Source organism: Clostridium pascui, assembly GCF_016908015.1.
GTDB classification, from domain to species: Bacteria; Bacillota; Clostridia; order Clostridiales; family Clostridiaceae; genus Clostridium_AK; species Clostridium_AK pascui.
In genome coordinates this window covers 1-23535 of the sequence record NZ_JAFBDB010000014.1, presented here as the reverse complement: position 1 = coordinate 23535, position 23535 = coordinate 1, and the positions used below count along the sequence as shown (strand labels likewise).

Here is a 23535-nt window from a genome sequence, read left to right as displayed (position 1 = left end):
TTATTTTCTTTTACTTTGAAAAAAGCTTTTTAATAACATACTGCATTCTTTATTATAAATCCACCTTACATCTATATTACTGTTTAAATAATTATTTTGCAATACATTTATTACTGAGCCACATGCACCACTTATAGAATCAAACGTTCCTATATAAACTTTATTTATACGACTTTGATATATAGCACCTGCACACATAGGACATGGTTCTAATGTAACATACAGCTCACATCCATTTAATCTCCAATTATTAGTGAATTTACATGCTCTTCTTATGGCTAAAACCTCAGCATGAGCTGTAGGGTCTTTTAACACCTCTGTCATATTATGAGCCCTTGCTATAATTCTACTATCTTTTACTATAACAGCTCCAACAGGTACTTCCCCTAAATCTTCAGCCTTTTTAGCTTCTTTTATTGCTTCTATCAAAAAATCATTTTTCATTATTATCTCTCTTTATTTTATAAATAAAAATACCGGACTAAATAAGCTTTATAATCTTATTAAATCCAGTAGTACTTATTGAAATAAACCTTGGTGCGCCCGAGAGGAATCGAACCCCCGGCCTTCCCCTTAGGAGGGGGACGCTCTATCCTACTGAGCTACGAGCGCATAACAAGCTTAAGCTTTACATATAAAAGTTTATTACAAAACAAATTTTATGTCAATATGATTACATTATTTTCTATTAACTAATACTTGTATATATTTAAATCTGAATTCCACTTAAAATATATTCTGTTAAATTTTCAAATACATCGTGGATATTTATACCTTCTTCGTTTATAAGGTCATATATTGCAGTAGAACATAGAGATCCAAAAATTGTATATGCCATAAAAGACTTTTCTCCTTTTTTTATAAATCCATCATTCATAGCTCTTTCTAGATATGTTTCTATATTCTTTATAAACTCATTAACTACTTCTCTTAATTCCAATTGCCTTGATTGCTGTCCCCACAATTGGCTCATAATTACCTTGAAAAAATCCCTTTTTTCATAAACCATATTTAATTGAACTTTTATTAATGTCTTTAGTTTTGATAATGAATCACTTTGCTCATCTACTGTTTCTTGAATTCTTTCTTTTATTAGATTCATTCCTTCTTGTATTATATAATTAAATATCTCTTCTTTACTATTAAAGTGATAATATAAAGTACCTTTAGCAAGTCCTGCCTGTGCAGCTATTGCATCCATAGTTGCTCCAGAATATCCATATGTGGAAAAAACTTTTATAGCTGATTCAAATATTGCTTTTTTAGTTTTATTCATTTTGCTCACTCCGTTAATTTTTATACAATTTAATACATTAACTTAATTATACTCCAAATCATATATAACTCAATATTAAAATTACTATAAATATGATATATTAGTATAAATATACTATATACTACGTTTATACTAATAATTTTGGAGGTGTTTAATCTTATGATAAAAATTTATAATAGAAAAACCAAAACCTATGAAATAGAAAAGGTATCTGGAGAAAAATATCTTAATTGGATTTACTCAACTAAGTTCGGAAGTAGTTTTTTAGAATTATTTATTAAGAAAAAGCTTTTTTCCTACATATACGGAAAGTATTGTGATATGGGCAGTAGTAAAAATAAAATTAAAAAATTTATAGATGATTTTAATATAAATATTGAAGAAAGCGTTACACGTACTGATGACTTTATAAGTTTTAATGATTTTTTTACTAGAAAACTTCATCTTAAGGATCGTCCTATAGAAAAAGTTACAAGTGCCCTTATCTCACCTGGAGATGGAAGAGTTATAGTATATGAAAATATAAATTTAGAAAAAATAGTTGAAGTAAAAGGATTTAATTATAGTTTGCATGATTTGATTCCTGATAAAGCCATAGCTGAAAAATATAATAATGGTTCAATGATCATATTAAGGCTCTGCCCTACTGACTATCATAGATTTCATTTTATAGATAGTGGTATTTGCGAACATACTTCAAAGGTTAAAGGTAGTTATTACTCAGTAAATCCAATTGCTTTAAGTAAAATCCCTACTATATTTTGCAAAAACAAGCGTGAATGGAGCATATTTCATTCTGATAACTTTGGAGATGTATTGTATATGGAGGTAGGGGCAACTTGCGTTGGATCTATTATTCAGAGCTATACTCCTGATAAAAGAGTGGATAAAGGTGATGAAAAGGGATATTTTAAATTTGGAGGCTCTACAGTTATACTCTTTTTAGAAAAAAATAAAGTTAAGATAGATGAAGATATACTATTTCAAAGTAATTTAGGATACGAATGCAAGGTACTTATGGGCGAAAAGATAGGAATTAAACATAGTTCATAAAACTAAAAAATCCAGCAGTGAAAAACTTGCTGGATTTTTTAGTTATTTTTTATCATCTTATGAATATATATTAATTACTATATCTTTTTAAAGGAGGAAATAACATGACTTTACAATTACTTCCCCTTATTATTACTATATGCTATCTAGCGCTTATGCTATCTGTAGGTTTTTTTACAAACAAATTTTTAATAAAAGATAGCACTGACTATATGCTAGCAGGTAGGTCATTACCGGCGATTATGGTAGCTTGTAGTTTAGCCGCTAATAACATTGGTGGTGGAAGTACCGTTGGACTTGCAAGTAAAGCTTATGGAAATTGGGGAATGTCCTCGGTTTGGTACGTACTTGCAGCCGCTATTGGTATCATTCCAATGGCATTCTTCGCTCCTAAGCTTAGAAAAATTATGGCTTATACCATTCCTGAAGTGGTAGGAAGACGATTTGGTACTACTAGTCATATAATTACTTCTATATTAAATATAGTATCTCTTTTTTGTCTAACAGCATCTCAAATTCTTGCTTCTGGGATTATAATATCTGCTTTGATAGGAATTAATATCAAGGTTGCTATTATAATTGGAGGTTTATTTACTGTAGTTTATACTGTCATGGGCGGTCTTTGGGCTGATGCTTTCACTGATTTATTTCAATGGGCAATAATATTCTTTGGACTTTTAATAGCTCTTCCCTTTGTAATTAATGGTGTAGGTGGATGGGGTACCATAGTATCTAAAGTTCCTCCTGCAAAAATGTCTATAAACGGAATGGGTATCGCTACAATAGTTAGCTTAATAGGTCAATATTTCATAACATTCATGTCTGGACCAGAAATGGTATCTAGAGTTTTTGCAGCCAAGGATGAAAAAACCGGTAGAAAAGCTACTCTTATGTCTGCACTTTTCATGGCACTTTTTGCATTTATTCCTGCACTAATAGGTATAGCTGCTCTTACAGCATTTCCAACCATTGAGCCAAGTAAAGCACTTTCTACAGTGATATTTAGCCATGCACCACAATGGATCTCTGGAATTGTATGTGCAGCAATAATTGCTTCTACAATGTCTAGTGCTGATTCTGATATGCTATGTGCTTCTACAATACTTACAAAAGATTTATACCAAAAATATATAAATCCAAGTGTTAGCGATAATACTATGATTAAAATGACTAGAATAAGCAATGTTATAATAGGTTTACTTGCAATGTGTATCGCACTATTCCAAATTAACATTATAACTTTAAATATATTCTCATTTATGCTAAGAGCTGCTGGTCCTTTTGCAGCATTTATATTGGGTTTATCCTTAAAGAAATGTTCAAAACATGCAGGTATTGTTTCAATTTTAGTAGGAAGTTTAGTAGGTATATACTGGCAGGTAATGAAGGAACCTTATGGAATCTTAGCTATTATTGCAGGTTCTCTAAGTTCACTTATAGCATTCTTTATCACATCCTACATTGAAATAAAGGTAACTAATAAATTAGCGCCTCCATTAGATGCAGAATAATAATTTAAATATATAAAAAAGAAAGTACCTGTAATTAATATCTACAGGTACTTTTTAATGGTGCGGCGGAGAGGATTCGAACCCCCGACCAACTGGTTCGTAGTTATAGTATAGTAATTATATCATAATAAATGCTATACTAATAAATACTACCAATTACCAAACTTTCAGGTCCTTATGTTATTATGTCATACTCCATTATATTTTGTTATTGGCGCATTGCTGTATCAATTGCCGTAATAACTAAATAATATCTAATCTTTTATATCAATAAAAGCAATCAATCACTATTATGCTAAATTGTGCATTAGTAATTACTTATAGCATTTTAGAGGAGCAATTTATCTACATTATTATAAGCCTTAAATTATTCTACGTACCTTAGGCTGCAACTTGTTCTACTTTTATTAAAAATCTCAACATTGGAATCACAAATGGAGCCCATGATTCGCATATTAATGAAACATAATTATTGAAGTCACCACGAATTTCCTCATTAAACTTATTATAACTTTCTTCGTTATTCTTTAAGCTTAACACTGCTATTCCCAGTAAAGTTAATCCATATGCAAATTGGGACTTTATTATTTCTGGATCATAGTTAAAGTTTTTGCATTCATTTACCAAATACTTATTATCCATATTAATAAAGAATGTATATCCATCACCATCTGGACCTAATATCCTCAATGCTGATTTTTCATTAAAATTATGCTTATACCATTCTTCTTTTTCTACTTTAATCATATTCGGCAAGCTTAAACCTTTATTAACATGACTCTTTTTTTCCCTTGATGTAGGTATGATTACTGGACCCCTTTTCTTTTCTTTTATTACTTCTATATTCAACTCGTTTTTAAAAGCTTCTTCCCTAAGGTCATCTGTAACATTTAATACAAACCTAAAGCAATTATTTACTTTGGAGTTTTTAGGAAGCTTAATATTTAATGTTGCTATTCCATTAAATAAATTTAAGCTATAATTGTCATATTTAACAAATTTCCCATTCTCAACTATATATAAGTTGCTTTCACCTTGTACTTCAGCTCGAGTAAAATAATCATTACGTGCATTTGTTTCTAAAGATACACGAAGTCCCATATTTAGAGGACACCTTTTCTTATATATATCTCCATATTCTAATCCTTTAAGTTTAAAATATGTTGGGTTTTCAACACCAATAAAATCATCATTACCTTTATTATCTTCTTTTGATTCACTTTCTATCTCAGTCCCAGCATTGAAAAGTGACTTTAATACTGGATCTGACTTTACTAACTTACTTAACGCATCCACTAAAGGTTTATTATTTTCAAGCTTTTCTTTCACTAACTCATTTTTTCTTTTCTTATTAAGCTCCCTAAGACCTGTATGATTAGCCAATATGTCTTCAAGTTGTTTTTCTATTTCCTTCTTAAGTTTTGATTCTACAAACCTATCTCTACTATTCATAAAAATCTGTTCTAACCCTTCATTTGTTACCTCAGAACAATCCATTATTACAAGAATATCATCTTTAATGGTGTCAAGTTTAACTTTATCTCTACTAAATAACCTATTTTCAATTTTTCCTTGCGTTTGTCCATTTAGCGTATATAGCACTCCAATATTTCTCAAAGCCTTCTTCATTTTATCTTGTAAAAAAGCATAAATAGTATATCTTATTTTTTCACCTTGTATTATCATTTCACCATGACTTGGAAAATTTTCTTCCAATACTTCAGTTCTGTTTCTAAGATACTCAGAAATTCCTGAATAATATACATTTTTACTACCTGTAGAATTAAATTTTCTAAATTCACATATACGAATTGGAACTATCATATTAGGAAGCAACATTCTAATTCTAGGTCCTATACCATTATCTATAATTGCACTAGTTTTATAACCCCCAATACTATACTCATACAATTTTACTAAAGTACCATACTCTACTTCTCTTCCATAAGCCTCCTTATTACTTGGCATGATACCAAATGTATCTGCACTAAATGCAAGAATGTCACCTCTATTGGGTCTTATATCACATCCAATTGGGGCTAAATATTTATAAACAGAACTTCTCATATTACCACTTGGTGGTACTTTTCTAATTACTGTTAAACTCCACATTTTATCTCTCTCAGTAGACTTATCATCTAATAAACTTGGGTTTCTTCTAGTAATAACTAACTGTATGCCATCTTTTCCACAAAACTTTAACGCTCCACTTCCACCCATGTTAAACTTTCCTTGTACAAAACATATCTTAATTTTATTACTCTTTGATAAAGATAAAATTGTGTTTGAAACCTCATCAGGAGTTTGGCCTTCCCCCATATCTGCAATTGTAATGGACGGGTTGTTAGGACTTTTTAACCCTGTAACAACTACAGCAACTTTTTGCGATAAGATTTCTAGTTCTTCCCTATTTAAAGTTTGCAAATAATCTGAGTTAAAATTACCATCCTGCTTCTTTAAAATATATTTAATTATTAACTTTGCTGCAAATTTTGGATCGTTAACAGTTTCTGGATTAATGCCATGTTCCCTACAAACATTTAGTAATATAGCATCAAAAGAATTAACTATTTTTTCAATAATTGCCGCGTCTGGTTCACTTTGCTGGTTTCCAATACTGCTATAATTGTTTTCTATATCACCATAATATCTCCATGCTTTATCATTATCCCATAGATTATACTCATTTAGTATTTTAATAACTTCCTCTTGCGTATCCGCTACCTTTAATCTTTGACACATTTCTATAATTTGTTCATTACTCATTTTATTCATAATATTCCCCCCATATTTATTTTCATATAAAACTATATTTATTTTCATTTAAACTTTATCTCATATGTAGACTATACCACTTTATATATTTATATCCAAATTAACTAACAGCCGCTCAATTATATTTATAATAAATTATCTATGTTTTCCTCAATATTCCTAAAGATTTCTAATTATACAATTTGTAGCCGCTGAGTTATTTTCATTTTTATTCATACGCTTTTTAATCTTAAATTCATTTTTTTATAATTTTTACACTTAATTATGGTTTTTAATTGCATTTTCATTCATGAGGTGCTAATATAACTATATAAATATAATAGAGGTGATAGAATGTCATTTGAAAATAATAAGATATTAGTAAATTTCCAAGGAGCGGCTGGCAATCAATTTGGACTTCCTATATATACAACAATGATACCATTTAATACTTTAGATAAGTTTTTCAAGGTATTCCCTAATGTTCAGAGAAAGGTCAATAAAAGTCGTGTTAAATCAATAGCTAATTATATTATTAAGGGTGCAGAATCAAAAAAACTATGTTTTTTAAGTGCAATTACAGTAACCTGTAAAGGGGATATTGAATATAACGATGAAAAAAACTTAATTGGAATAGATATTAATACTGTTTTTAGTATTAATGATGGGCAACATCGTGCTGAAGGTATAAAATTAGCGCTTGAAACATCAAGAAAAGACTTAGAAAAAGCATTAACTGAATCTGAAAAGAAGTATGCTAAAGAAAAGTATGATTACATATCAAATATGACTATTCCAGTTGTAATTTTCTCAGGTATAGACGAAATTGGGGAACAACAGCTATTCCACGATCTAAACCTTTTAGCGGCCAAGCCAAATAAATCTATTGCTCTTAGATTTGACTCAACTGATTTATATAATAGACTTGCAAAAAAGATATCTAAGACTAATGATTTCTTACAATTATATGGTGTTGAGACAGAAAAGACTCAGTTAAAGAGCAGTAGTAGTGAATTAATGGTATTATCTACTTTAAGAAATATGATTTCATATATAATTAGCGGCTCAGAAAAAGATAAATTTGAAACCTTAAATATGGATAATTTCGATGATTATCTTAACAGCGCTAATGATATTTTTGATGAATTATTCGGTTCTTTACCTGAAGACTGTACTAACAGGGATAAATATATAATAGGAACAGCGGCTACATTGCAAGGAATAGGAAAGTATATTTATGATATAATTAATGATGCTGATATTATAGATTGGAAGAGTTATATAAGAGGATTAAAAAATATAGATTGGAAGCATGAAAATTCTATATGGCAAAATGCTGGTGGAAGTTATATTGAATCAAAGAAAAAGTTTGTGTTTACAGGTACATCTGCTGGAATTAATGGTGTTGCTAAAGTTTTAAAAGAATTTAATCGTCCTGTATAATAAATAATGATACTTATATATTAAGTATAGTTTTATATAGATTTTCATTGAATATTATTATATTCTTTATAATTTTGCACTTATATTTGTAATATCTTTAGCCGCTCAATCTTAATGCTGTGTAATTATATCCTTATTTATTTTATGTTCCATCTTCAATTATTATTTGATTAATATACCTAAGTAAAATAGCTAGAGAAAAGTATCTCTAGCTATTTTACTTACATTAAAATTCATCTTTAAACTTACTTTCTAAATATGAGCCTATAAACCAAACTGTAAGTGCTGGTGTTAACCAAATTATAAGTACCCATAAAATCTTAGAATAAGTACTAGTGTTGAAAATAATTATTCCTAATAATAGTTCAAAAAATAAAATTAAAAATGCATTACCATGCTCTCTTAAATGTCTATATGATTCAATAAATTCAATAGAACTTGTATGTCTTTTATCTTCTCCTTCAGTATTTAATGGTTCACCTCTTTTATTACATAGTTCCTCATAATATTTATAAATTAATTCATCTTTTATGGATCTCCAAATAAGAAGTATTTGAGTTGCAAATATAATTATTAATAAACTAAAAGAAAAATAATTATAAAAAAACATGTATATAACTAGTAACGAGATAATGCTAAAAACTAAACCACCGATATTATATTTATTTATTGTGTTTTTTTCAAATATACTTGCTCTATATGTATGTAATACCAATACTGGTGAGCTTGCAAAATAGCAATAAGCTAGTCCAATTAGACCATATAGTAATAAGTAGCTTGTATCAATCCTCACTTCAAACTCTTTACTACTAACTATCAATTTGTGTATACCAGAAGCTGGATGATAAACTAATGTTAATACTATTAGCGTACCAATAATAGTTCCAACAAAATATCTAACTAAATAAAACTCCCACCATCGAGTATTTTGCTTGTAATTCATAATTATATATATCCTTCTTTCTGTTAATTTTACTATATATCAAATTAATCATTAATAAATTTATTCAATATATATTTTCTAATGTTTGGCATATAATTAATCCCCCACTCACGTGGAATTGCAACTGCATTAATGCCTAGATTACTTAACAGTTTAATATAATTATTAAATGTAGCTTTTGTACCTTTTAGTTTTACATATGGATTAGTATTCTTAATAATTACACCTTTTACAAACTGTTCCCTTGCTCTCCAAATACTTCTTGACTGTGCTACAAGCTGCATAGCACTAATTAAGGAATTCTTTAATCTCTCTGTATAATTGCATTTAAATATAATTTTCTTAGCTTCTTCTAATGTATAGTAGTCTCCTATCCCAACAGTAGCATCATAATAGGATAGTATAATACCTTCTGAAATATCCTTAGATAAAAATTTAATAACACTTTTGCTTTTAAACTTTTTCTTTCTTTTAATGCTATTAACTTTAGAAGGAAGACATTGAACCTCAAGCCTTAGTATATCCTTAATAGCTTCTTTTCTACTATCACTCAAGTTCTCGTCCTTTCTTAATACTTTCTTTAATTGCTCATCCTCTTTATCATAGAAATTTATTATTACAGAGTTAGACTTTAAATATAAACTTCCTGCTTCCTTAAGATCAATTTTAAAGCTAGAAGGCTTATCCCCTTTCTTGAATAATCTTATATAACTTTTTACATCATTAACTTTTATATCTGTAGTATAATCTATTCTTTTGCAGGTCCAATTATTAAACTCTAGCAAATCCATTCCTGGAGCTATATCATTTTTCATCTTATTATTGAACTTCTCACATAATAAATTAATATCTTTCTCGCTTATTATTCCAATGTCTTCTCTTCCCGTTATTAGTACCTTAGGATTAAGCTTAATCTCTATTCCGTAATAGTGTATCTTCTGATTTATTGTCTTTAAAAGCCTTATTTCTCTAAAACCTATACTGCTATAGTCCTTAGTTACAGTAGAGGTATTCTCATCTATACCCAATAAATCAGCTAACTCCTCATAATGATGCCTTGAGAAATTCATTGAAACAGATAAAGTATGTATCATATTTGCCTCCAATTTAATATTATCGTTAAAACACAAGCATAGTTAAACACTAGCATTATCAACCCTTACATTGACATCCATACAAGCTGAAAACCGCTTGTTGCTATACTTATTTATTATTCTACTCTATATAACTAGCTATGTACACATGCATAAAAAAATTATTTTATACCATGAAAGAGTATAATTACTGCACCTTTTCTATAATTACACATAAATTTAAATCTTAATTTATATATACTTTTCTTTATTATCTTCTATTGCCTGAAATACAATGCTTTTAAATATCAACTTTTTAAAGAAGTAATCAATATTTTATATTTTTCTCCGTTTTTGTGAAACAGCTTATTTTTCTGTAAATTTTCTTAATAAACCCATTGTTTTATCTAAAATCTATATACAAAATTAAAACTTGAAAATTTTCCTAAGACTACCTAGTGGTTTATTAAATTGACCACCATAAAAATTTTAGGGGGTGCCATGCCATTTAGCTTGTACTGAACATGATGCTAAACTATTGAATTATTGTTAAGGAGGTAAAGTAAATGTATACAAAGTGTAAATACGCTGGAACAACTCCGTTATTTGCATGTTGCAGTTGTTCCTATTTTCTTGAAACGTGTATCTATACAGTATCTCAAGATGGATATGCACTCGGCTCTGAATGTGGACAGTTCTACTTGTGTGAATTTTGTACTGAGAACTGCATATATCGTTACTGCACAAACCTATAAAGCAAATACGATTTTGAAAGGAGATTATACTATGTGTAACTATGAAAATCTATCAAACAGAGAACTTTTGAAATTAATGGTAATGGAACGTAGTACTGAAAGTACTATAGATGACTTACTTAAAAAATTTCCTTCACTTCCTGCATTATTATTAGATGCTGATGAATCAGAACTCAAATCCATTAAGGGAATTGGAGAGAAGAAAGCGCAACAAATAAGAGCTATTAGTGAATTAATAAAAAGACTCTACAATGAAGCTTACACTAACAATACGTATAAAATTTCTCAACCTCTTGACTGCGCTAACCTAGTAATGGCTGAATTAAGATACTTAAAACAAGAAATATTAAAAGTTGTCCTACTAAACACTAAAAATATAGTAATCGATGTAATAACGGTATCGATGGGTTCCCTAAATTCATCAATTGTACACCCTAGGGAGGTATTCCTCCAGGCTATAAGAAAGAGTGCTGCATTTATTATAGTTTGCCATAACCATCCGTCAGGTGATCCTAATCCAAGCCAAGAAGATATAAATATAACTAAAAGACTAAAAGAATGTGGAAAGCTTTTAGGTATTGACCTCTTAGATCATTTAATAATAGGTGATGGTAAGTATATAAGTTTAAAGGAAAGAGAATTGATTTAACTCCTATAAATTCTTGTATAGAATTATAGGAGTTTTATTTTTATTATATTAGGGGAGTTATGCCAAGCCCGTCTTAACCTAAATTATATCATTTTGCCCCTTCGGGGGCTATGGAGATTTTCTTCCTCTTCTATTTTGCTCTCATCGTACTCATACTCTTTATCGTCTTTTTCATCAATAACTAAATCATCTTTACTATATTGATTATCATACTTCTCAAAGTTATCTATACCGTAATGCTCTATATCTTCACTCATTGATAATAAAATTTTTGAGCATAAATCTATATTCAACTTACCTTCATTTAGTAACAATTCTTGTATTTCATAATCCAAGTCTAATGATTCATCTAATAGTAATTTAAAATTTATATTACATACAGCTTCTTCATAATTTTTATTTTTACTGTACCTTATTATAGCATTCTTTAGCTTTTTTCTTGCTTCAATAAATCCATGCTGTACTTTTCTATATTCAATAAGACTAGTAATTGTATTCATATCATCTTCAGATAGATATTTAACCATTTGTGAATATTCTTCAATATTATTATTATTTCTAACGAAATCGTAAGCATCCTTTATTTCACTATATCTAAAGCTTAATACTAGTTTCCCAAAATCACTATCAAACTCATTTAAATTAACCTTACCATTCTTTACATCCTCTGTGCTTGCAATAACTTCCGCTAACTTAGATATAGTAGCAAAAGATGGATTTTGCACATTTCCACTTTCAATTCTCAATATATATGATGCACTTATACCCACTTCTTTTCCTAACTGTTCTGCAGTCATGCCCAATGCCTTCCTAATTTCTTTTATTCCTAAGCTCCTCATTAACTCAACTCCATTCAGTAATTACTAAATATAGTATATCATATATTACACTTATGTAAATTATCTTTTGTAAAAAACAATAATTTCATTACAAATATGAAATATTTTATTGACAATGTATGTAAACTGGTTTATTATATAATCATTACATTAATGGAATGAATTCACTCTCGATTTTATTTCATATATGTAATGAATTTAATTTCATAGGAGGTCTTTTTATGGGATGTTGGCTTAGACCAAGAACTAATGAGGAAGGAATTGTATTTTATGATCTTAATTTATACTACAAAGACTCTAAAGGAGAAAGTGTAACAGATTTTATGTCATTTAAAACATCAGAAGAAGCTTTCCAATATATTTTAAATAATGATCCTATGCTGAGAAAAAAGAAAGAGAGGTAAATTAATGGAACAAAATTTATTATCAAAAGAAATATTATCTGTAATGGAGGTTGCAAACTTTCTAAGCATTTCCAGACCTAAAGCTTATCAGCTAGTAAATACTAAAGGTTTTCCAAGCTTTAGAATAGGAAAAACTATAAGAATATATAAGGCCAAGCTTATTGCATGGATAGAAGAAAATACTTTAAGTTAAATTATAAGGAGGTAAATACAATGTCAAAAGTTAGATCAAATGGAGAAGGTACTATTTATAAACGTAAAAATGGAGGGTGGTGTGCTGAATTAACTATAGGCAAGAATCCCTTAAATGGAAGATTAATAAGAAAATCGTTTTATGGAAAAACACAAAAGGAAGTCAAAGAAAAGCTTAAACTTGCCAAAGAAAAATTGGACAATGGTATCTTATCAGAACCTATAACTCTAACTCTTAAGGAGTGGCTTGGAATATGGCTTACAAAATACAAGAAGGATAAAAGAAGGAAACGAACCTTTGAAAACTATGAGTATTTAATACGTATTCATATAAACCCACACCTTGGCAATATACAACTTGATAAGCTATCAACTGAAGCAGTACAAGATTTTTACGATATGTTATTATCCAAAGGCCGCTATGATGGTAAAGGCGGCCTTTCTCAAAAGACAGTAAGAAACATCCATAATCTCTTACACTGTGCTTTAGAAAAGGCAGTAGAAACTAGAAAGATAATATTTAATGCAACTAAAGCTACAGAATTACCTGCAAGAGAACATAAAGAAATTGAAGTTCTAACTAAAGAGGATGAGCTTATATTTTTAAAAGCAGCATCAAAGGATAGACTTGGCATTGCATTTATAGTTTCGCTTGCTACAGGGTTACGCGTTGGTGAATTATTAGCTTTAAGATGGCAAGACTTAGATTTAGATAAAAGTATACTTAATGTGAAACAATCATTAGGAAGAGTTAAAACTTTTGATGAAAGTCTCCCCACTAAATCCAAATTAGTTTTTGGAGAACCAAAAACTAAAGCTGGAAAGAGAATCATTCCTCTCCCTCAGAATGTTGTATCATTATTAAGACAGCATAGAAAAAATCAAGTTGAAGAGATTTTAAGATTTGGAACAGACTTTAATAAAGAAAATCTTATATTTTGCTCACAAAGTGGTACTCCTATAGATCCTAAAAACTTTGACAGAAAATTTAAAAATATACTTAAGAATGCTGGACTAAAAAAAATAAATCTTCATATCCTAAGGCATACTTTTGCAACAAGACTCCTTGAGTTAAATGAACATCCAAAAGTTGTACAAGAAATTTTAGGACACTCTAATATAAGCATTACTCTTGATACATATTCACATGTTTTACCTGAGATTAAGCATAACGCTGCACAAAAGATTGATCATCTGTTCGCCTCTATAGATACCAATATAATTAAAGAAAGTTGCTCACTTTACACCTAGAAGAAACTTGGATTAGATATCCAAGTTTTTATATTTCTTGCCTAACTGCCGTAAATATAACCGTATTATCTTGTAACATATAAAATTAGTTATAAAAGAAAACCCTAGAAGCTTTATAACTTCTAGGGTTTCTATGGTGCGGCGGAGAGGATTCGAACCCCCGACCAACTGGTTCGTAGCCAGCTACTCTATCCAACTGAGCTACCACCGCATAATTATTATAATTATATTAACACAAATGATCATAAAAATCAAATATAAATTTAAAAAATAACAAAGCATCTAGATTACTAGATGCTTTATGGCGGAGAAAGAGGGATTTGAACCCTCGCGCCGGTTACCCGACCTACGCCCTTAGCAGGGGCGCCTCTTCGGCCACTTGAGTATTTCTCCATGTCCTACAAATTTAAAATTAAATTAAAAATGGCGGAAAGACAGGGATTCGAACCCTGGGTACGGTCACCCGTACGCCGGTTTTCAAGACCGGTGCCTTAAACCAACTCGACCATCTTTCCGTGCTGACAAAATAAATTATATCAGCAATATAACTAAGTGTCAACAACTTTTTTAAATTTTTTTATAAAAATTTTATCAAATAAAGAGATATTGAAGGACTTGCCCTCGAATATCTCAAACTTAATTATTTTATAACTTCTCTTCCACCTAGATAAGGTCTTAATACTTCTGGAACAACAACGCTTCCATCTTCTCTTTGGAAGTTTTCTAAAATAGCTGCTACAGTTCTTCCTACAGCCACGCCAGAACCATTTAAAGTATGAACGAACTGTGGTTTATCCTTTGGAGTTTCCTTATATTTTATATTGGCACGTCTAGCTTGGAAATCTTCAAAATTACTACAGCTTGATATTTCTACATATCTATTATAACTTGGCATCCATACTTCTATATCATATTTTAAAGCAGCAGTAAATCCTAAATCACCTTTACATATTCTAACCACTCTATAAGGTATTCCAAGTCCCTGTAGAACTTCTTCTGCATCATTAGTTAACTTTTCAAGCTCTTCATAAGAGTTTTCTGGCTTTGTAAATTTAACAAGTTCCACTTTATTAAATTGATGCTGTCTTACAAGTCCTCTTGTATCCCTTCCTGCTGACCCTGCCTCTGATCTAAAACAAGCACTATATGCTACATGTCTTATAGGTAATTCTTCTCCACTTAATATTTCATCTCTATATAAGTTTGTAACAGGAACCTCTGCTGTTGGTATTAAGAAATAATCATCATTTGATACCTTAAATGCATCTTCTTCAAATTTAGGAAGTTGTCCTGTACCAATCATGCTTTTTCTATTTACCATATACGGAGGTAATATTTCTGTATATCCATGATTATCTACATGCATATCTAGAAAATAACTTATAACTGCTCTTTCAAGTCTTGCTCCTACTCCTTTATAAAATGTAAATCTTGAACCAGTTACTTTTCCTGCTCTTTCAAAATCCAAAAGATTAAGATTTACTCCTAGGTCCCAATGAGCTTTAGTTTCAAAATCAAATTTAGCTGGCTCTCCCCATCTTCTTATTTCGATATTATCTTCATCTGACTTTCCATCTGGAACCGCTGGATTTGGTATATTAGGTATTCTAAGCATTATATATTCTAATTCTTCATCTATCTTTGAAAGTTCTTCATCATGGCCCTTTATTTCCTCTCCTAGCTTTTTCATTTCTGCCATAATTTCTGCTACATCTTTTCCCTCTTTTTTAAGTTTAGGAACTTTAGCAGATTCCTGATTTCTAGTGTTTTTTAAATTTTCAACTTCTACCAATATTTGTCTTCTTCTTTCATCTAATTCTACTATTCTATCAATAGTCGTTACGTCAAAGTCCTCTCCTCTATTTGCTAGAGCACTTTTAATTTCCTCTGGATTGTTTCTTATTCTTTTTAAATCTAACATATTAGTACCTCCTAAATTTTATATATATTTTAAAATTTTCATATTTAAAGCAAATAAAAAAAGTCCTCCTCCCTAAAAAAGGGACGAAAGACTCCGCGTTGCCACCCTAATTGATTAGATTAATCTAATCCTCTTTCTGAAATATAACGGTTTATTACCGTACTGCTTTATCACAGTCCCTCCAAGGTGGATTCACAAAGTATAAAGTATCAGTTTACACCTACCACTGACTCTCTTTAACTTATATTTTGCTACTAGCCTTTTCATAGGTTTCCATACAATAATTAAATTAACTCTAATTATATATAGAATATTTTTCAATGTCAACTTTTTTATTCTTTGGAAATGCTTTTAGTACATATTATATCTATTCCAGTATTTAATAAATTGTGGCATACAATATCACCAGCTTTTATAGGTGCCCCTACATGCAGCATACTTAAAGCCTTAGAACATTCAAGCCATAAACCTTTATCCAATGCCTTATTGCTTTTAACAGGTACAACATTACAACAAGCCCCTTTTATTCTAACTAAGGACGTAAAAACATCCTTTTTACTTTTTATTCTATCTTCAACATAATCAAAAGCTTTATCACATAAATTTCCCTTTAGTTCTATATGTTTTCCGTTTTTATCTATATTTATGCAACAATATTCATTGCAACTTTTACATATAAATTCATTCAACACTTATAAAATTCCCCCTAGCGATTTTAAAACTCTTTAATTCTACTCATAATAACTCTAGAGTTTTTAGAATCCTTAACTATCTCCGTAAGTTTTTTCCCTGTTTCTCTTGCAAGTATTGTAACTATTTTACTAAAACATTCTGCTCCCTTACAGGTGCCAAAAGTAGCTCCTGTTCTTCTTTTAATCCCCTCTATAGTCCTGGCACCCAATGGCCTTCTTATGGCATCAATTATTTCACCTTCAGTTATATTTTGACAATAACATATTACATTGCCATAAGACTTATTCATTTTTATCAATTTATTTCTTTCTTCATTGCTTAAATTATTAAATCTATACACTTCTCTTCTTTTATTAATAAACTCTCTTTTTAGCTTACAGTTTATATTATTTATTACAGTTTCACATACTAATTTTCCTATAGATGGAGTCATGGTAATTTGACCATAATGCTTTCCTACAACCTTTATATACCCCTTATCTACTAAACTTTCATCTATTATTATAGTATCTTTATAAACTGGCCATTGATAAAAAGTATCTATCTTATTTTCATCTACTTTATTTATTACTTTTGAACTTTTCTTTAAAGTTTCATTATATCTTAAAATATTATTAGAACTTAAAGCAAGTACTGTATTTCCTTGTACCGTAGGAACTACAAATGACTGTTCTCCATCCACTGTAAGCGTAGAAATTATATTATTAAAATTATAATTTAAATCCTTTTCAAATAAAAAACAACTTAAATTCTTCTTATTTTTATAAGTATACTCTATATTGGAATCTATGCTATAATGCTGAGCTGGTGTCGTATTTATAACCATTTTACATGTGAATTTATTCTTATTGGTTATTACTCTAAATCCCTTATTAATCTTTTGTATATCCAAGACCTCTTCTTCTAATCTAAAATTAGTTCCATTGTCAAAGGCAATTTCTCCATAAGCTAAAGCAAGATCATAAGGACATACTACACCTGTATTCCTAGAGTAAATGGCCTTATCAACATTTAGTTTTAAATTTGGCTCTATATCATATACTTCATCTTTACTAAGCAAGGATATATTATTTATCCCTCTGTCACAAGCTCTTTTATATATATTCAATAATTTATTTTCACTTTCTTCATTTTCTGCAATTATAAATGTTCCACATCTTTTGAATGGTACATCTATTTTAGAACATAGTTCATCATACATGGAGTTTCCAAGTATTTCAAGCTTTGACATAAGCTCATCATTACACTCTAATCCATCATATATAACTGCTGCATTTACAAGTGCTACATCATCTGCTATATCATAATCCTTTTCTATCACAGCTATATTTAATGTGTATTTAGAAAGTTCATATGCAACAGCGCACCCTATAATACCTCCACCTAATATAAGTACATCATAATCCATTATGTATACTCCTTTCTGTAAAAAGATAAGTACGTAAAATACTTACCTTTTCACATACTTATTATTTCATATCATTTAACAATTTTCCTAACTGATTTATATATTCTCCATACTTAGCCCAATCACCATTTCTCTGAGATTCAATTGCCTTATTGTAAAGATCTTTAGCACTATCTAAAAGCTCATTATTATTGCTTTTATTATCAGATGGCATATTAACACTAGAGTCTTCTTCCTTAAAATTAAATAGTTGTTTAATTCCAGACTCAATATTTTCAGCAATAACTACTTTATCTCCATAAGATAATATAATTCTTTTTACTTCAGGTGCGCTATTCTTACCACTTGCCCTCAAGTATAAAGATTCTATATAAATTAAGGAATTATTTATAGGAACTATTATAGTATCCCCAAATATAACCTCTGATCCACCACTTCCCCATAATGATAATTCTTTTGATATTACAGGGTCCTGTTTTAATTTTTGTTTAAAGAAGTATGGACTGTATATTGTCTTATTTGAAGGAAAACGATACATGATAAGTTCTCCTAAATTTCCGTTATCCATTCTAGCCCCTAGCATAGATGACATGGTGTTTCTACTTTTCATATTAAAGTACTCCATAATCATCATCTCTTCCTTTTGCTCACCTTGGAGCTTCATAACCACATAAGGTGATTCATCTACAGACTTTTCATTTTGTAGTGTCTTTTCATTTTTTGATACTTCCCATAGGTCATCCCCGTTTAAGAATGCCATTGTATCTGTCATATGGTACTTCTCCAAAACCTTAGATTGAATCCTAAATATATCCTCTGGGTACTTAAAATGCTCTTTTAAGTTAACTGGAATAGTGGAGCTATCCTTAAATAGCCCAGGAAATATTTTAGAATAACTTAATGCTATTGGATCTTCCTTATCTACTATATAAAAACTTACATCTCCCTCATATGCATCTACTATTACTTTAATGGAACTTCTTATATAGTTAACATTATTGTAAGGCTGTGAATAAGGATATCTATTACTTGTGGTATATGCATCTATAATCCAATATAACTTGCCATCATTTATAACAACATAGGGATCCTTATCATATGTTAAAAATGGTGCTATCTTATTTAATCTCTCTACTATATTTCTATTCATTAGTATTTTACTATCACTTGTTATGTCTCTGGATGTTAAAAAATTAATGTTCCTCTTATTTAAAGCAAAGAGTACTCTATTCGCAAAGGTCATTTTTATGCCAGAATTACCCTTATATTCACTTATTTTATTAGAGCTTCCTTGTGGATAGTCAAATTCCTTAAGCTTTGTATCAACTATTACATAATCATTAGTTTTCTCTCCAAAATAAATACGAGGATTATCTAACTTTATATCTGTATCATTTACAGATGGTATATCTTTTATAACAAAAGAAGGTTGCCCCTCATTTGTAACTGAATTAACTTTACTCATAGATATTCCATAACCATGAGTATAAATTAAATGCCTATTTTGCCATGTATTAGGCTCTATATTTTCAAGATTTATTTCCCTTGGAGCTAAAAATACTTGAGTATATTTATTGTTAATTTTATATCTGTCTATATCCATATCATTAAATGTATAATATGGTCTTATAGTTTGATATTGATTATAAAATTCAAGAGCTGGCTCAAAGGCATTTATTCTTATATTTTCTACAGTCTCCTTGTTACTTTTTATATCTTCAGGGTTAAGATTATTTTTCACTTCAAATGGAATATCCTTTATATTATCTACATTAAATGCCTTTCTAGTATATTCTATATTATGCTTTATATATGGCTCCTCTAATGTCTTTTGATTAGATTTAACTATGAAATTTTCAGTTACATATACTGTAATGCCTTCTCCAACTACCAAGAATACTATAAGAGCTAAAGAAATTATAATTGGTTTCCATTTAGATTTTAGTATACATACAAATACAACTACAGCTGATATTAATGATACTATAATTATTAACTTATAAAAAAGAACACTTATCTTTACATCTGTATAACTTGCACCATATGCTACTCCTCTTGCACTATATACCAAATTCCAAGACTTTAATAAAAAACCTATGGATATAGATATTAAAATTAATGCTGACAACACTGCCAATTGTTTACCTGCAAAAAGGGTAATTCCTTTTTTTATATTCTCCTTATTATTGAATAATCCCTTTATTCCTCCATACTGGATTTTTTGATTGGTAACAGTTATAAAATAAAAAACTAAAGTTATAACAATTAAAATAAATAAAAGAGTTATTAACGCTGAATAAATTGATTGTAAAAAAGGCATTTTAAATATATAAAAAGATATATCTTTATTAAATATAGGGTCATTGATATTAAACTTTACAGAATTACTAAATTGTAAAATATAGTACCAATATCTTTCAGAAAATATATAGGCTATTATTCCTGAAAATATAATATTAATTAAAACAAAAATCTTTTTTTCTGTTTTATAACTATTAGTATTTTCTATATTACTACTGTTTTTTAACAGGTTTAATTTTAAATTTTTATAATAAAACCATATCCCTAAAAAAATTACAATAAACGTAGGAACAAATATTTTAAGTGTAGCTGTGAGCTTAGTAAAATAAATAGCCAAATACCCTAGTTCCTTGAACCATTGTATGTTTATTATAAATTCTGTTATGCTGCTAACAAATGTTATAATAAGCGCTAAAGCTATAAATACTGAAGTCATGATAGCTCCCTTTTTCAATTATAATTACCTCCTATCCATTTTTAATATTTTAGCTAGGGTATTGTATTTTAACTCAATAGCACCTGTTGGACATAATTCTTGACAACAAAAGCACCTTATACAGCTGCTCATTTCCCAACTTGGTATTAATTTTTCTTTATCCTTTGATATCATCTCTATCACCTTTGGGTCCTCAGGACAGACCTCCTTACATCTACTGCAACTTATACATTTATCATATATTAAATAAGGATATGGTGCTATCATTTGCCTTAAGAAATTTGTTACTGTAGGGTTTATAAAATAAAAGTTACCTCCCTTTCTACACAAATTAAAATCATTAACCTTTAAGTCTTCTATGCTTTCCCCTAACACTTTAATGTCCTGAGGAAGTACTGCATCCCATTTATAATCAAATGCCTCCTTTAACACCGGAATATCCAAGGGATTATCATATCCTATAAGTCTAACTGCTACAGAATCTACTGCAGTTAAACTTTCCCCCATTACAATAGTATTTAAATTATATGGTTCTCCGTTCTTTGGTCCATTTCCCTGCATAGCTACTATTCCATCTAATATAGCAAAATCTGTACGAAGCAAGCTATTTAAATCTAATAGCATCTTACAAAAATTATTTGCATCAGGCATTCTTGTATGCCATGTAGCCTTTTGAGTACCTGGAATGCAACCAAATTGATTTTTTATTGCACCAGTAAAATAAGCCATTCCATGAGTTTTAAGCTTAGGCAATGTTATAAGCACATCTGATTCATATGCTACTTTTGATATATTCCAAGACTTACACAGGATAGAGTCATCATGTTTTACATGTATAGCATCTTTAAAATCTTCAAACTTTACATTATATCTTTTTGCAACTTCAAGCATTCCAGACCTTTCTGCTGCCTTTTTAGAATCTCCAAATCCAGGTGAATCTCCAAAACTTATATCATTAGAATAATCCTTCAAAATTCTTATTACAGCTTCAAATACAGCAAAGTGCGTAATTACAGGAGAGCCCGCCTTCTCTATACTTAACATATTTGGCTTTAATAAAACTTTACTATTGTAAGGAATAAGCTTTTTTAAGTATCCATCTCCTCCTAATAAATCAAATCCCTCTCTTAAGGTTTTCTCCAATGATCCTACATCATAACTGTCACATTTTAATAAAGATACTCTCCTCATAATACATTTTCACCTTTTATCCTTCCAATAAATATCCCTTTGTTTTTAATTCATTAATAATATTATTTAATTGTTCTTCGTTTTCAGTAAGTATGGTATGTAAATGAACACCATTTGTAAGTACTAATAATGGTTCCGCCTTATATTCAATAAATTTTTTCATAAAATTATCTAAGTCATATAAATTTTTTATCATCAGCATTGCCTTTATTTCTCCATAAAGTTGATGTTCTATTATTACATCTTGTATTATTCCACCATACTTTATAACAGCTATAAGCTCATTTTCTATATCAGAAGCTTCATGATTAACTGCAATAATTGTAGCTTTTAAGTCATTAATCTTCTTGTTAATCAAATATCCATCTGGTGTAGCAATAATTTCTATGCCTTTTGCTCTTAATATAGCTATGTCCTTTACAATTATCTGACGAGTCACTCCTAATTTTTCAGCAATATATTGCCCCTTTAAAGGAGCTTCTGATGTGATCAACATATTTTTTATAACTTCTCTTCTATTATTAGAATTCATCATGAATCCTCCATATAATTTAATTTTTATCATCGCAAAACTTTAAAATATCAAGATATAAATCCTTTTCATTATTTTCATTATGATGGTTTTTTATTAAATAAAGAAATTCACTATCATATCCTTTATTCTTCAATAAATTATATCCCTTTTCTGGATGATTATAATATACATCTATCTTCTTTAATTTATTAAACCTTTTTAGACTTCCATTGGTTATTTTATTAAGTATAACCAATAAAGACTTATCAATAGAGTTAAGCTTAGGGTATATTTTGCCTATATCATGTAGTAATGCCGCTCTTATTAATACTTGTATTTCATTTATATCTAATGATTTCTTATTACACATATATTCTACATCATAAGCTACTCTAACAGAATGCTTTTGTTCTGAGCTAGATAATTTATAAAACAAACTTAATTCTTCCTTATTTAAATACTTATTTATATAAGCTTTATCCTCCTCATTTATTTTATCTGTAATAGATAAATAAAACTGCTTAATTCTATGAGAACTCATTTAAACCTCTCCCTTTGTTATAGGCTCAGTTATATTCAGCATCTAAGTTAAATTCTAATATATATTACATAAAAAGTGAACTAATAATTTGTAAACAATAAAAAAAATCCATGGAAATTCCATGGATTTTGTGGTGGAGAATAAGGGATTCGAACCCTTGACCCCCTGCGTGCAAGGCAGGTGCTCTCCCAACTGAGCTAATCCCCCATATGGTGGACCTTCAGGGACTCGAACCCCGGACCAACCGGTTATGAGCCGGTTGCTCTAACCAACTGAGCTAAAGATCCTTATCACCTGGCAACGACCTACTCTCCCACCGGGCCTCCCCGGCAGTACCATTGGCGCTTTGAAGCTTAACCTTCGTGTTCGGAATGGGTACGGGTGTTA

General features: G+C 29.7%; 21 protein-coding genes, 6 tRNA genes, 1 rRNA gene and 1 other annotated feature. Of the genes, 8 read left to right on the top strand and 20 right to left on the bottom strand.

What is annotated here, in order from left to right; all coding sequences use genetic code 11:
• The 3 genes from JOC70_RS18805 to JOC70_RS18795 form a co-directional block, all read right to left on the bottom strand.
• Positions 1-444: a nucleoside deaminase gene (locus JOC70_RS18805; protein ID WP_204600398.1), complete on the bottom strand. Its 444-nt coding sequence runs from the start codon at positions 442-444 to the stop codon at positions 1-3.
• 91 nt (positions 445-535) lie between these two features.
• Positions 536-612: transfer RNA gene (locus JOC70_RS18800), tRNA-Arg, on the bottom strand.
• Positions 613-709: 97 nt separating this feature from the next.
• Positions 710-1276: a TetR/AcrR family transcriptional regulator gene (locus tag JOC70_RS18795; protein ID WP_204600397.1), complete on the bottom strand. Its 567-nt coding sequence runs from the start codon at positions 1274-1276 to the stop codon at positions 710-712.
• A 159-nt stretch (positions 1277-1435) separates the two neighbouring features.
• Here JOC70_RS18795 and JOC70_RS18790 point away from each other — a divergent pair, with 159 nt between their 5' ends.
• The gene (locus JOC70_RS18790) at positions 1436-2329 is read left to right on the top strand and encodes a phosphatidylserine decarboxylase (protein ID WP_204600396.1); all 894 of its coding nucleotides are present in this window, start codon (positions 1436-1438) and stop codon (positions 2327-2329) included.
• Between the two features lie 104 nt (positions 2330-2433).
• The gene (locus tag JOC70_RS18785; RefSeq protein ID WP_204600395.1) at positions 2434-3840 is read left to right on the top strand and encodes a sodium:solute symporter family protein; all 1407 of its coding nucleotides are present in this window, start codon (positions 2434-2436) and stop codon (positions 3838-3840) included.
• 381 nt (positions 3841-4221) lie between these two features.
• On the opposite strand, the gene JOC70_RS18780 is transcribed toward JOC70_RS18785, so the two are convergent.
• Entirely contained in the window at positions 4222-6615 is a 2394-nt protein-coding gene (locus JOC70_RS18780) for a hypothetical protein (protein ID WP_204600394.1), read from the bottom strand.
• Positions 6616-6948: 333 nt separating this feature from the next.
• Here JOC70_RS18780 and JOC70_RS18775 point away from each other — a divergent pair, with 333 nt between their 5' ends.
• Complete coding sequence (locus tag JOC70_RS18775) at positions 6949-8037, top strand: DNA sulfur modification protein DndB (protein ID WP_204600393.1); 1089 nt, start codon at positions 6949-6951, stop codon at positions 8035-8037.
• A gap of 226 nt (positions 8038-8263) precedes the next feature.
• On the opposite strand, the gene JOC70_RS18770 is transcribed toward JOC70_RS18775, so the two are convergent.
• Positions 8264-8980: a hypothetical protein gene (locus tag JOC70_RS18770; protein ID WP_204600392.1), complete on the bottom strand. Its 717-nt coding sequence runs from the start codon at positions 8978-8980 to the stop codon at positions 8264-8266.
• Positions 8981-9024: 44 nt separating this feature from the next.
• Positions 9025-10074, bottom strand: coding sequence for a phage/plasmid replication domain-containing protein (locus JOC70_RS18765; protein WP_204600391.1), 1050 nt, complete (start codon positions 10072-10074; stop codon positions 9025-9027).
• 545 nt (positions 10075-10619) lie between these two features.
• Here JOC70_RS18765 and JOC70_RS18760 point away from each other — a divergent pair.
• Complete coding sequence (locus JOC70_RS18760; protein WP_204600390.1) at positions 10620-10808, top strand: hypothetical protein; 189 nt, start codon at positions 10620-10622, stop codon at positions 10806-10808.
• A 31-nt stretch (positions 10809-10839) separates the two neighbouring features.
• The gene (gene radC / locus JOC70_RS18755) at positions 10840-11457 is read left to right on the top strand and encodes a RadC family protein (protein ID WP_204600389.1); all 618 of its coding nucleotides are present in this window, start codon (positions 10840-10842) and stop codon (positions 11455-11457) included.
• 83 nt (positions 11458-11540) lie between these two features.
• Here the strand turns inward: radC and JOC70_RS18750 are convergent, their stop codons facing one another.
• Positions 11541-12296 carry a helix-turn-helix domain-containing protein gene (locus tag JOC70_RS18750; RefSeq protein ID WP_204600388.1) on the bottom strand — a complete coding sequence of 252 codons (756 nt, stop codon included), beginning with the start codon at positions 12294-12296 and terminating at the stop codon, positions 11541-11543.
• A 221-nt stretch (positions 12297-12517) separates the two neighbouring features.
• Between JOC70_RS18750 and JOC70_RS18745 the strand changes: the two genes are divergently transcribed.
• Genes JOC70_RS18745 through JOC70_RS18735 form a run of 3 tightly spaced genes read left to right on the top strand, consistent with a single transcriptional unit; the run spans position 12518 to position 14143 of the window.
• Entirely contained in the window at positions 12518-12700 is a 183-nt protein-coding gene (locus JOC70_RS18745) for a hypothetical protein (protein ID WP_204600387.1), read from the top strand.
• Positions 12701-12704: 4 nt separating this feature from the next.
• Positions 12705-12893 (top strand): helix-turn-helix domain-containing protein, encoded by a 189-nt coding sequence (locus JOC70_RS18740; RefSeq protein WP_204600386.1) that lies wholly within the window; start codon positions 12705-12707, stop codon positions 12891-12893.
• A 20-nt stretch (positions 12894-12913) separates the two neighbouring features.
• A complete protein-coding gene (locus JOC70_RS18735) occupies positions 12914-14143 on the top strand; it encodes a tyrosine-type recombinase/integrase (RefSeq protein WP_204600385.1) in 1230 nt (409 codons plus the stop codon).
• A gap of 134 nt (positions 14144-14277) precedes the next feature.
• Here JOC70_RS18735 and JOC70_RS18730 read toward each other — a convergent pair.
• The 13 genes from JOC70_RS18730 to rrf all read right to left on the bottom strand — a co-directional run.
• Positions 14278-14354, bottom strand: a tRNA-Arg gene (locus JOC70_RS18730).
• Between the two features lie 91 nt (positions 14355-14445).
• Positions 14446-14536, bottom strand: a tRNA-Ser gene (locus tag JOC70_RS18725).
• A gap of 31 nt (positions 14537-14567) precedes the next feature.
• Positions 14568-14658 (bottom strand) — tRNA-Ser (locus JOC70_RS18720).
• 125 nt (positions 14659-14783) lie between these two features.
• Positions 14784-16064, bottom strand: a complete 1281-nt coding sequence (serS, locus tag JOC70_RS18715; RefSeq protein WP_204600384.1) for a serine--tRNA ligase — start codon at positions 16062-16064, stop codon at positions 14784-14786.
• Between the two features lie 76 nt (positions 16065-16140).
• Positions 16141-16340, bottom strand: a binding site (T-box leader).
• 56 nt (positions 16341-16396) lie between these two features.
• The gene (locus tag JOC70_RS18710) at positions 16397-16756 is read right to left on the bottom strand and encodes a DUF1667 domain-containing protein (protein ID WP_204600383.1); all 360 of its coding nucleotides are present in this window, start codon (positions 16754-16756) and stop codon (positions 16397-16399) included.
• Between the two features lie 23 nt (positions 16757-16779).
• Entirely contained in the window at positions 16780-18165 is a 1386-nt protein-coding gene (locus JOC70_RS18705; RefSeq protein ID WP_204600382.1) for an NAD(P)/FAD-dependent oxidoreductase, read from the bottom strand.
• 61 nt (positions 18166-18226) lie between these two features.
• Positions 18227-20920: a UPF0182 family protein gene (locus JOC70_RS18700; protein ID WP_204600381.1), complete on the bottom strand. Its 2694-nt coding sequence runs from the start codon at positions 20918-20920 to the stop codon at positions 18227-18229.
• 6 nt (positions 20921-20926) lie between these two features.
• Complete coding sequence (locus JOC70_RS18695) at positions 20927-22093, bottom strand: DUF362 domain-containing protein (protein WP_204600380.1); 1167 nt, start codon at positions 22091-22093, stop codon at positions 20927-20929.
• A gap of 16 nt (positions 22094-22109) precedes the next feature.
• Positions 22110-22625, bottom strand: a complete 516-nt coding sequence (locus JOC70_RS18690) for a transcription repressor NadR (RefSeq protein WP_204600379.1) — start codon at positions 22623-22625, stop codon at positions 22110-22112.
• A 19-nt stretch (positions 22626-22644) separates the two neighbouring features.
• Complete coding sequence (locus tag JOC70_RS18685; protein ID WP_204600378.1) at positions 22645-23148, bottom strand: HD domain-containing protein; 504 nt, start codon at positions 23146-23148, stop codon at positions 22645-22647.
• Positions 23149-23279: 131 nt separating this feature from the next.
• Positions 23280-23355: transfer RNA gene (locus tag JOC70_RS18680), tRNA-Ala, on the bottom strand.
• Positions 23356-23358: 3 nt separating this feature from the next.
• A tRNA-Ile gene (locus JOC70_RS18675) sits at positions 23359-23435 on the bottom strand.
• A 5-nt stretch (positions 23436-23440) separates the two neighbouring features.
• A 5S ribosomal RNA gene (rrf, locus tag JOC70_RS18670) occupies positions 23441-23535 on the bottom strand; the annotation flags it as partial.

What these genes read in the sequence shown, in the direction of transcription:
- JOC70_RS18805 (WP_204600398.1), bottom strand. Translation starts at nt 444, where the DNA reads ATGAAAAATGATTTTTTGATAGAAGCAATAAAAGAAGCTAAAAAGGCT.
- JOC70_RS18795 (WP_204600397.1), bottom strand. Translation starts at nt 1,276, where the DNA reads ATGAATAAAACTAAAAAAGCAATATTTGAATCAGCTATAAAAGTTTTT.
- JOC70_RS18790 (WP_204600396.1), top strand. Translation starts at nt 1,436, where the DNA reads ATGATAAAAATTTATAATAGAAAAACCAAAACCTATGAAATAGAAAAG.
- JOC70_RS18785 (WP_204600395.1), top strand. Translation starts at nt 2,434, where the DNA reads ATGACTTTACAATTACTTCCCCTTATTATTACTATATGCTATCTAGCG.
- JOC70_RS18780 (WP_204600394.1), bottom strand. Translation starts at nt 6,615, where the DNA reads ATGAATAAAATGAGTAATGAACAAATTATAGAAATGTGTCAAAGATTA.
- JOC70_RS18775 (WP_204600393.1), top strand. Translation starts at nt 6,949, where the DNA reads ATGTCATTTGAAAATAATAAGATATTAGTAAATTTCCAAGGAGCGGCT.
- JOC70_RS18770 (WP_204600392.1), bottom strand. Translation starts at nt 8,980, where the DNA reads ATGAATTACAAGCAAAATACTCGATGGTGGGAGTTTTATTTAGTTAGA.
- JOC70_RS18765 (WP_204600391.1), bottom strand. Translation starts at nt 10,074, where the DNA reads ATGATACATACTTTATCTGTTTCAATGAATTTCTCAAGGCATCATTAT.
- JOC70_RS18760 (WP_204600390.1), top strand. Translation starts at nt 10,620, where the DNA reads ATGTATACAAAGTGTAAATACGCTGGAACAACTCCGTTATTTGCATGT.
- radC (WP_204600389.1), top strand. Translation starts at nt 10,840, where the DNA reads ATGTGTAACTATGAAAATCTATCAAACAGAGAACTTTTGAAATTAATG.
- JOC70_RS18750 (WP_204600388.1), bottom strand. Translation starts at nt 12,296, where the DNA reads ATGAGGAGCTTAGGAATAAAAGAAATTAGGAAGGCATTGGGCATGACT.
- JOC70_RS18745 (WP_204600387.1), top strand. Translation starts at nt 12,518, where the DNA reads ATGGGATGTTGGCTTAGACCAAGAACTAATGAGGAAGGAATTGTATTT.
- JOC70_RS18740 (WP_204600386.1), top strand. Translation starts at nt 12,705, where the DNA reads ATGGAACAAAATTTATTATCAAAAGAAATATTATCTGTAATGGAGGTT.
- JOC70_RS18735 (WP_204600385.1), top strand. Translation starts at nt 12,914, where the DNA reads ATGTCAAAAGTTAGATCAAATGGAGAAGGTACTATTTATAAACGTAAA.
- serS (WP_204600384.1), bottom strand. Translation starts at nt 16,064, where the DNA reads ATGTTAGATTTAAAAAGAATAAGAAACAATCCAGAGGAAATTAAAAGT.
- JOC70_RS18705 (WP_204600382.1), bottom strand. Translation starts at nt 18,165, where the DNA reads ATGGATTATGATGTACTTATATTAGGTGGAGGTATTATAGGGTGCGCT.
- JOC70_RS18695 (WP_204600380.1), bottom strand. Translation starts at nt 22,093, where the DNA reads ATGAGGAGAGTATCTTTATTAAAATGTGACAGTTATGATGTAGGATCA.
- JOC70_RS18690 (WP_204600379.1), bottom strand. Translation starts at nt 22,625, where the DNA reads ATGAATTCTAATAATAGAAGAGAAGTTATAAAAAATATGTTGATCACA.
- JOC70_RS18685 (WP_204600378.1), bottom strand. Translation starts at nt 23,148, where the DNA reads ATGAGTTCTCATAGAATTAAGCAGTTTTATTTATCTATTACAGATAAA.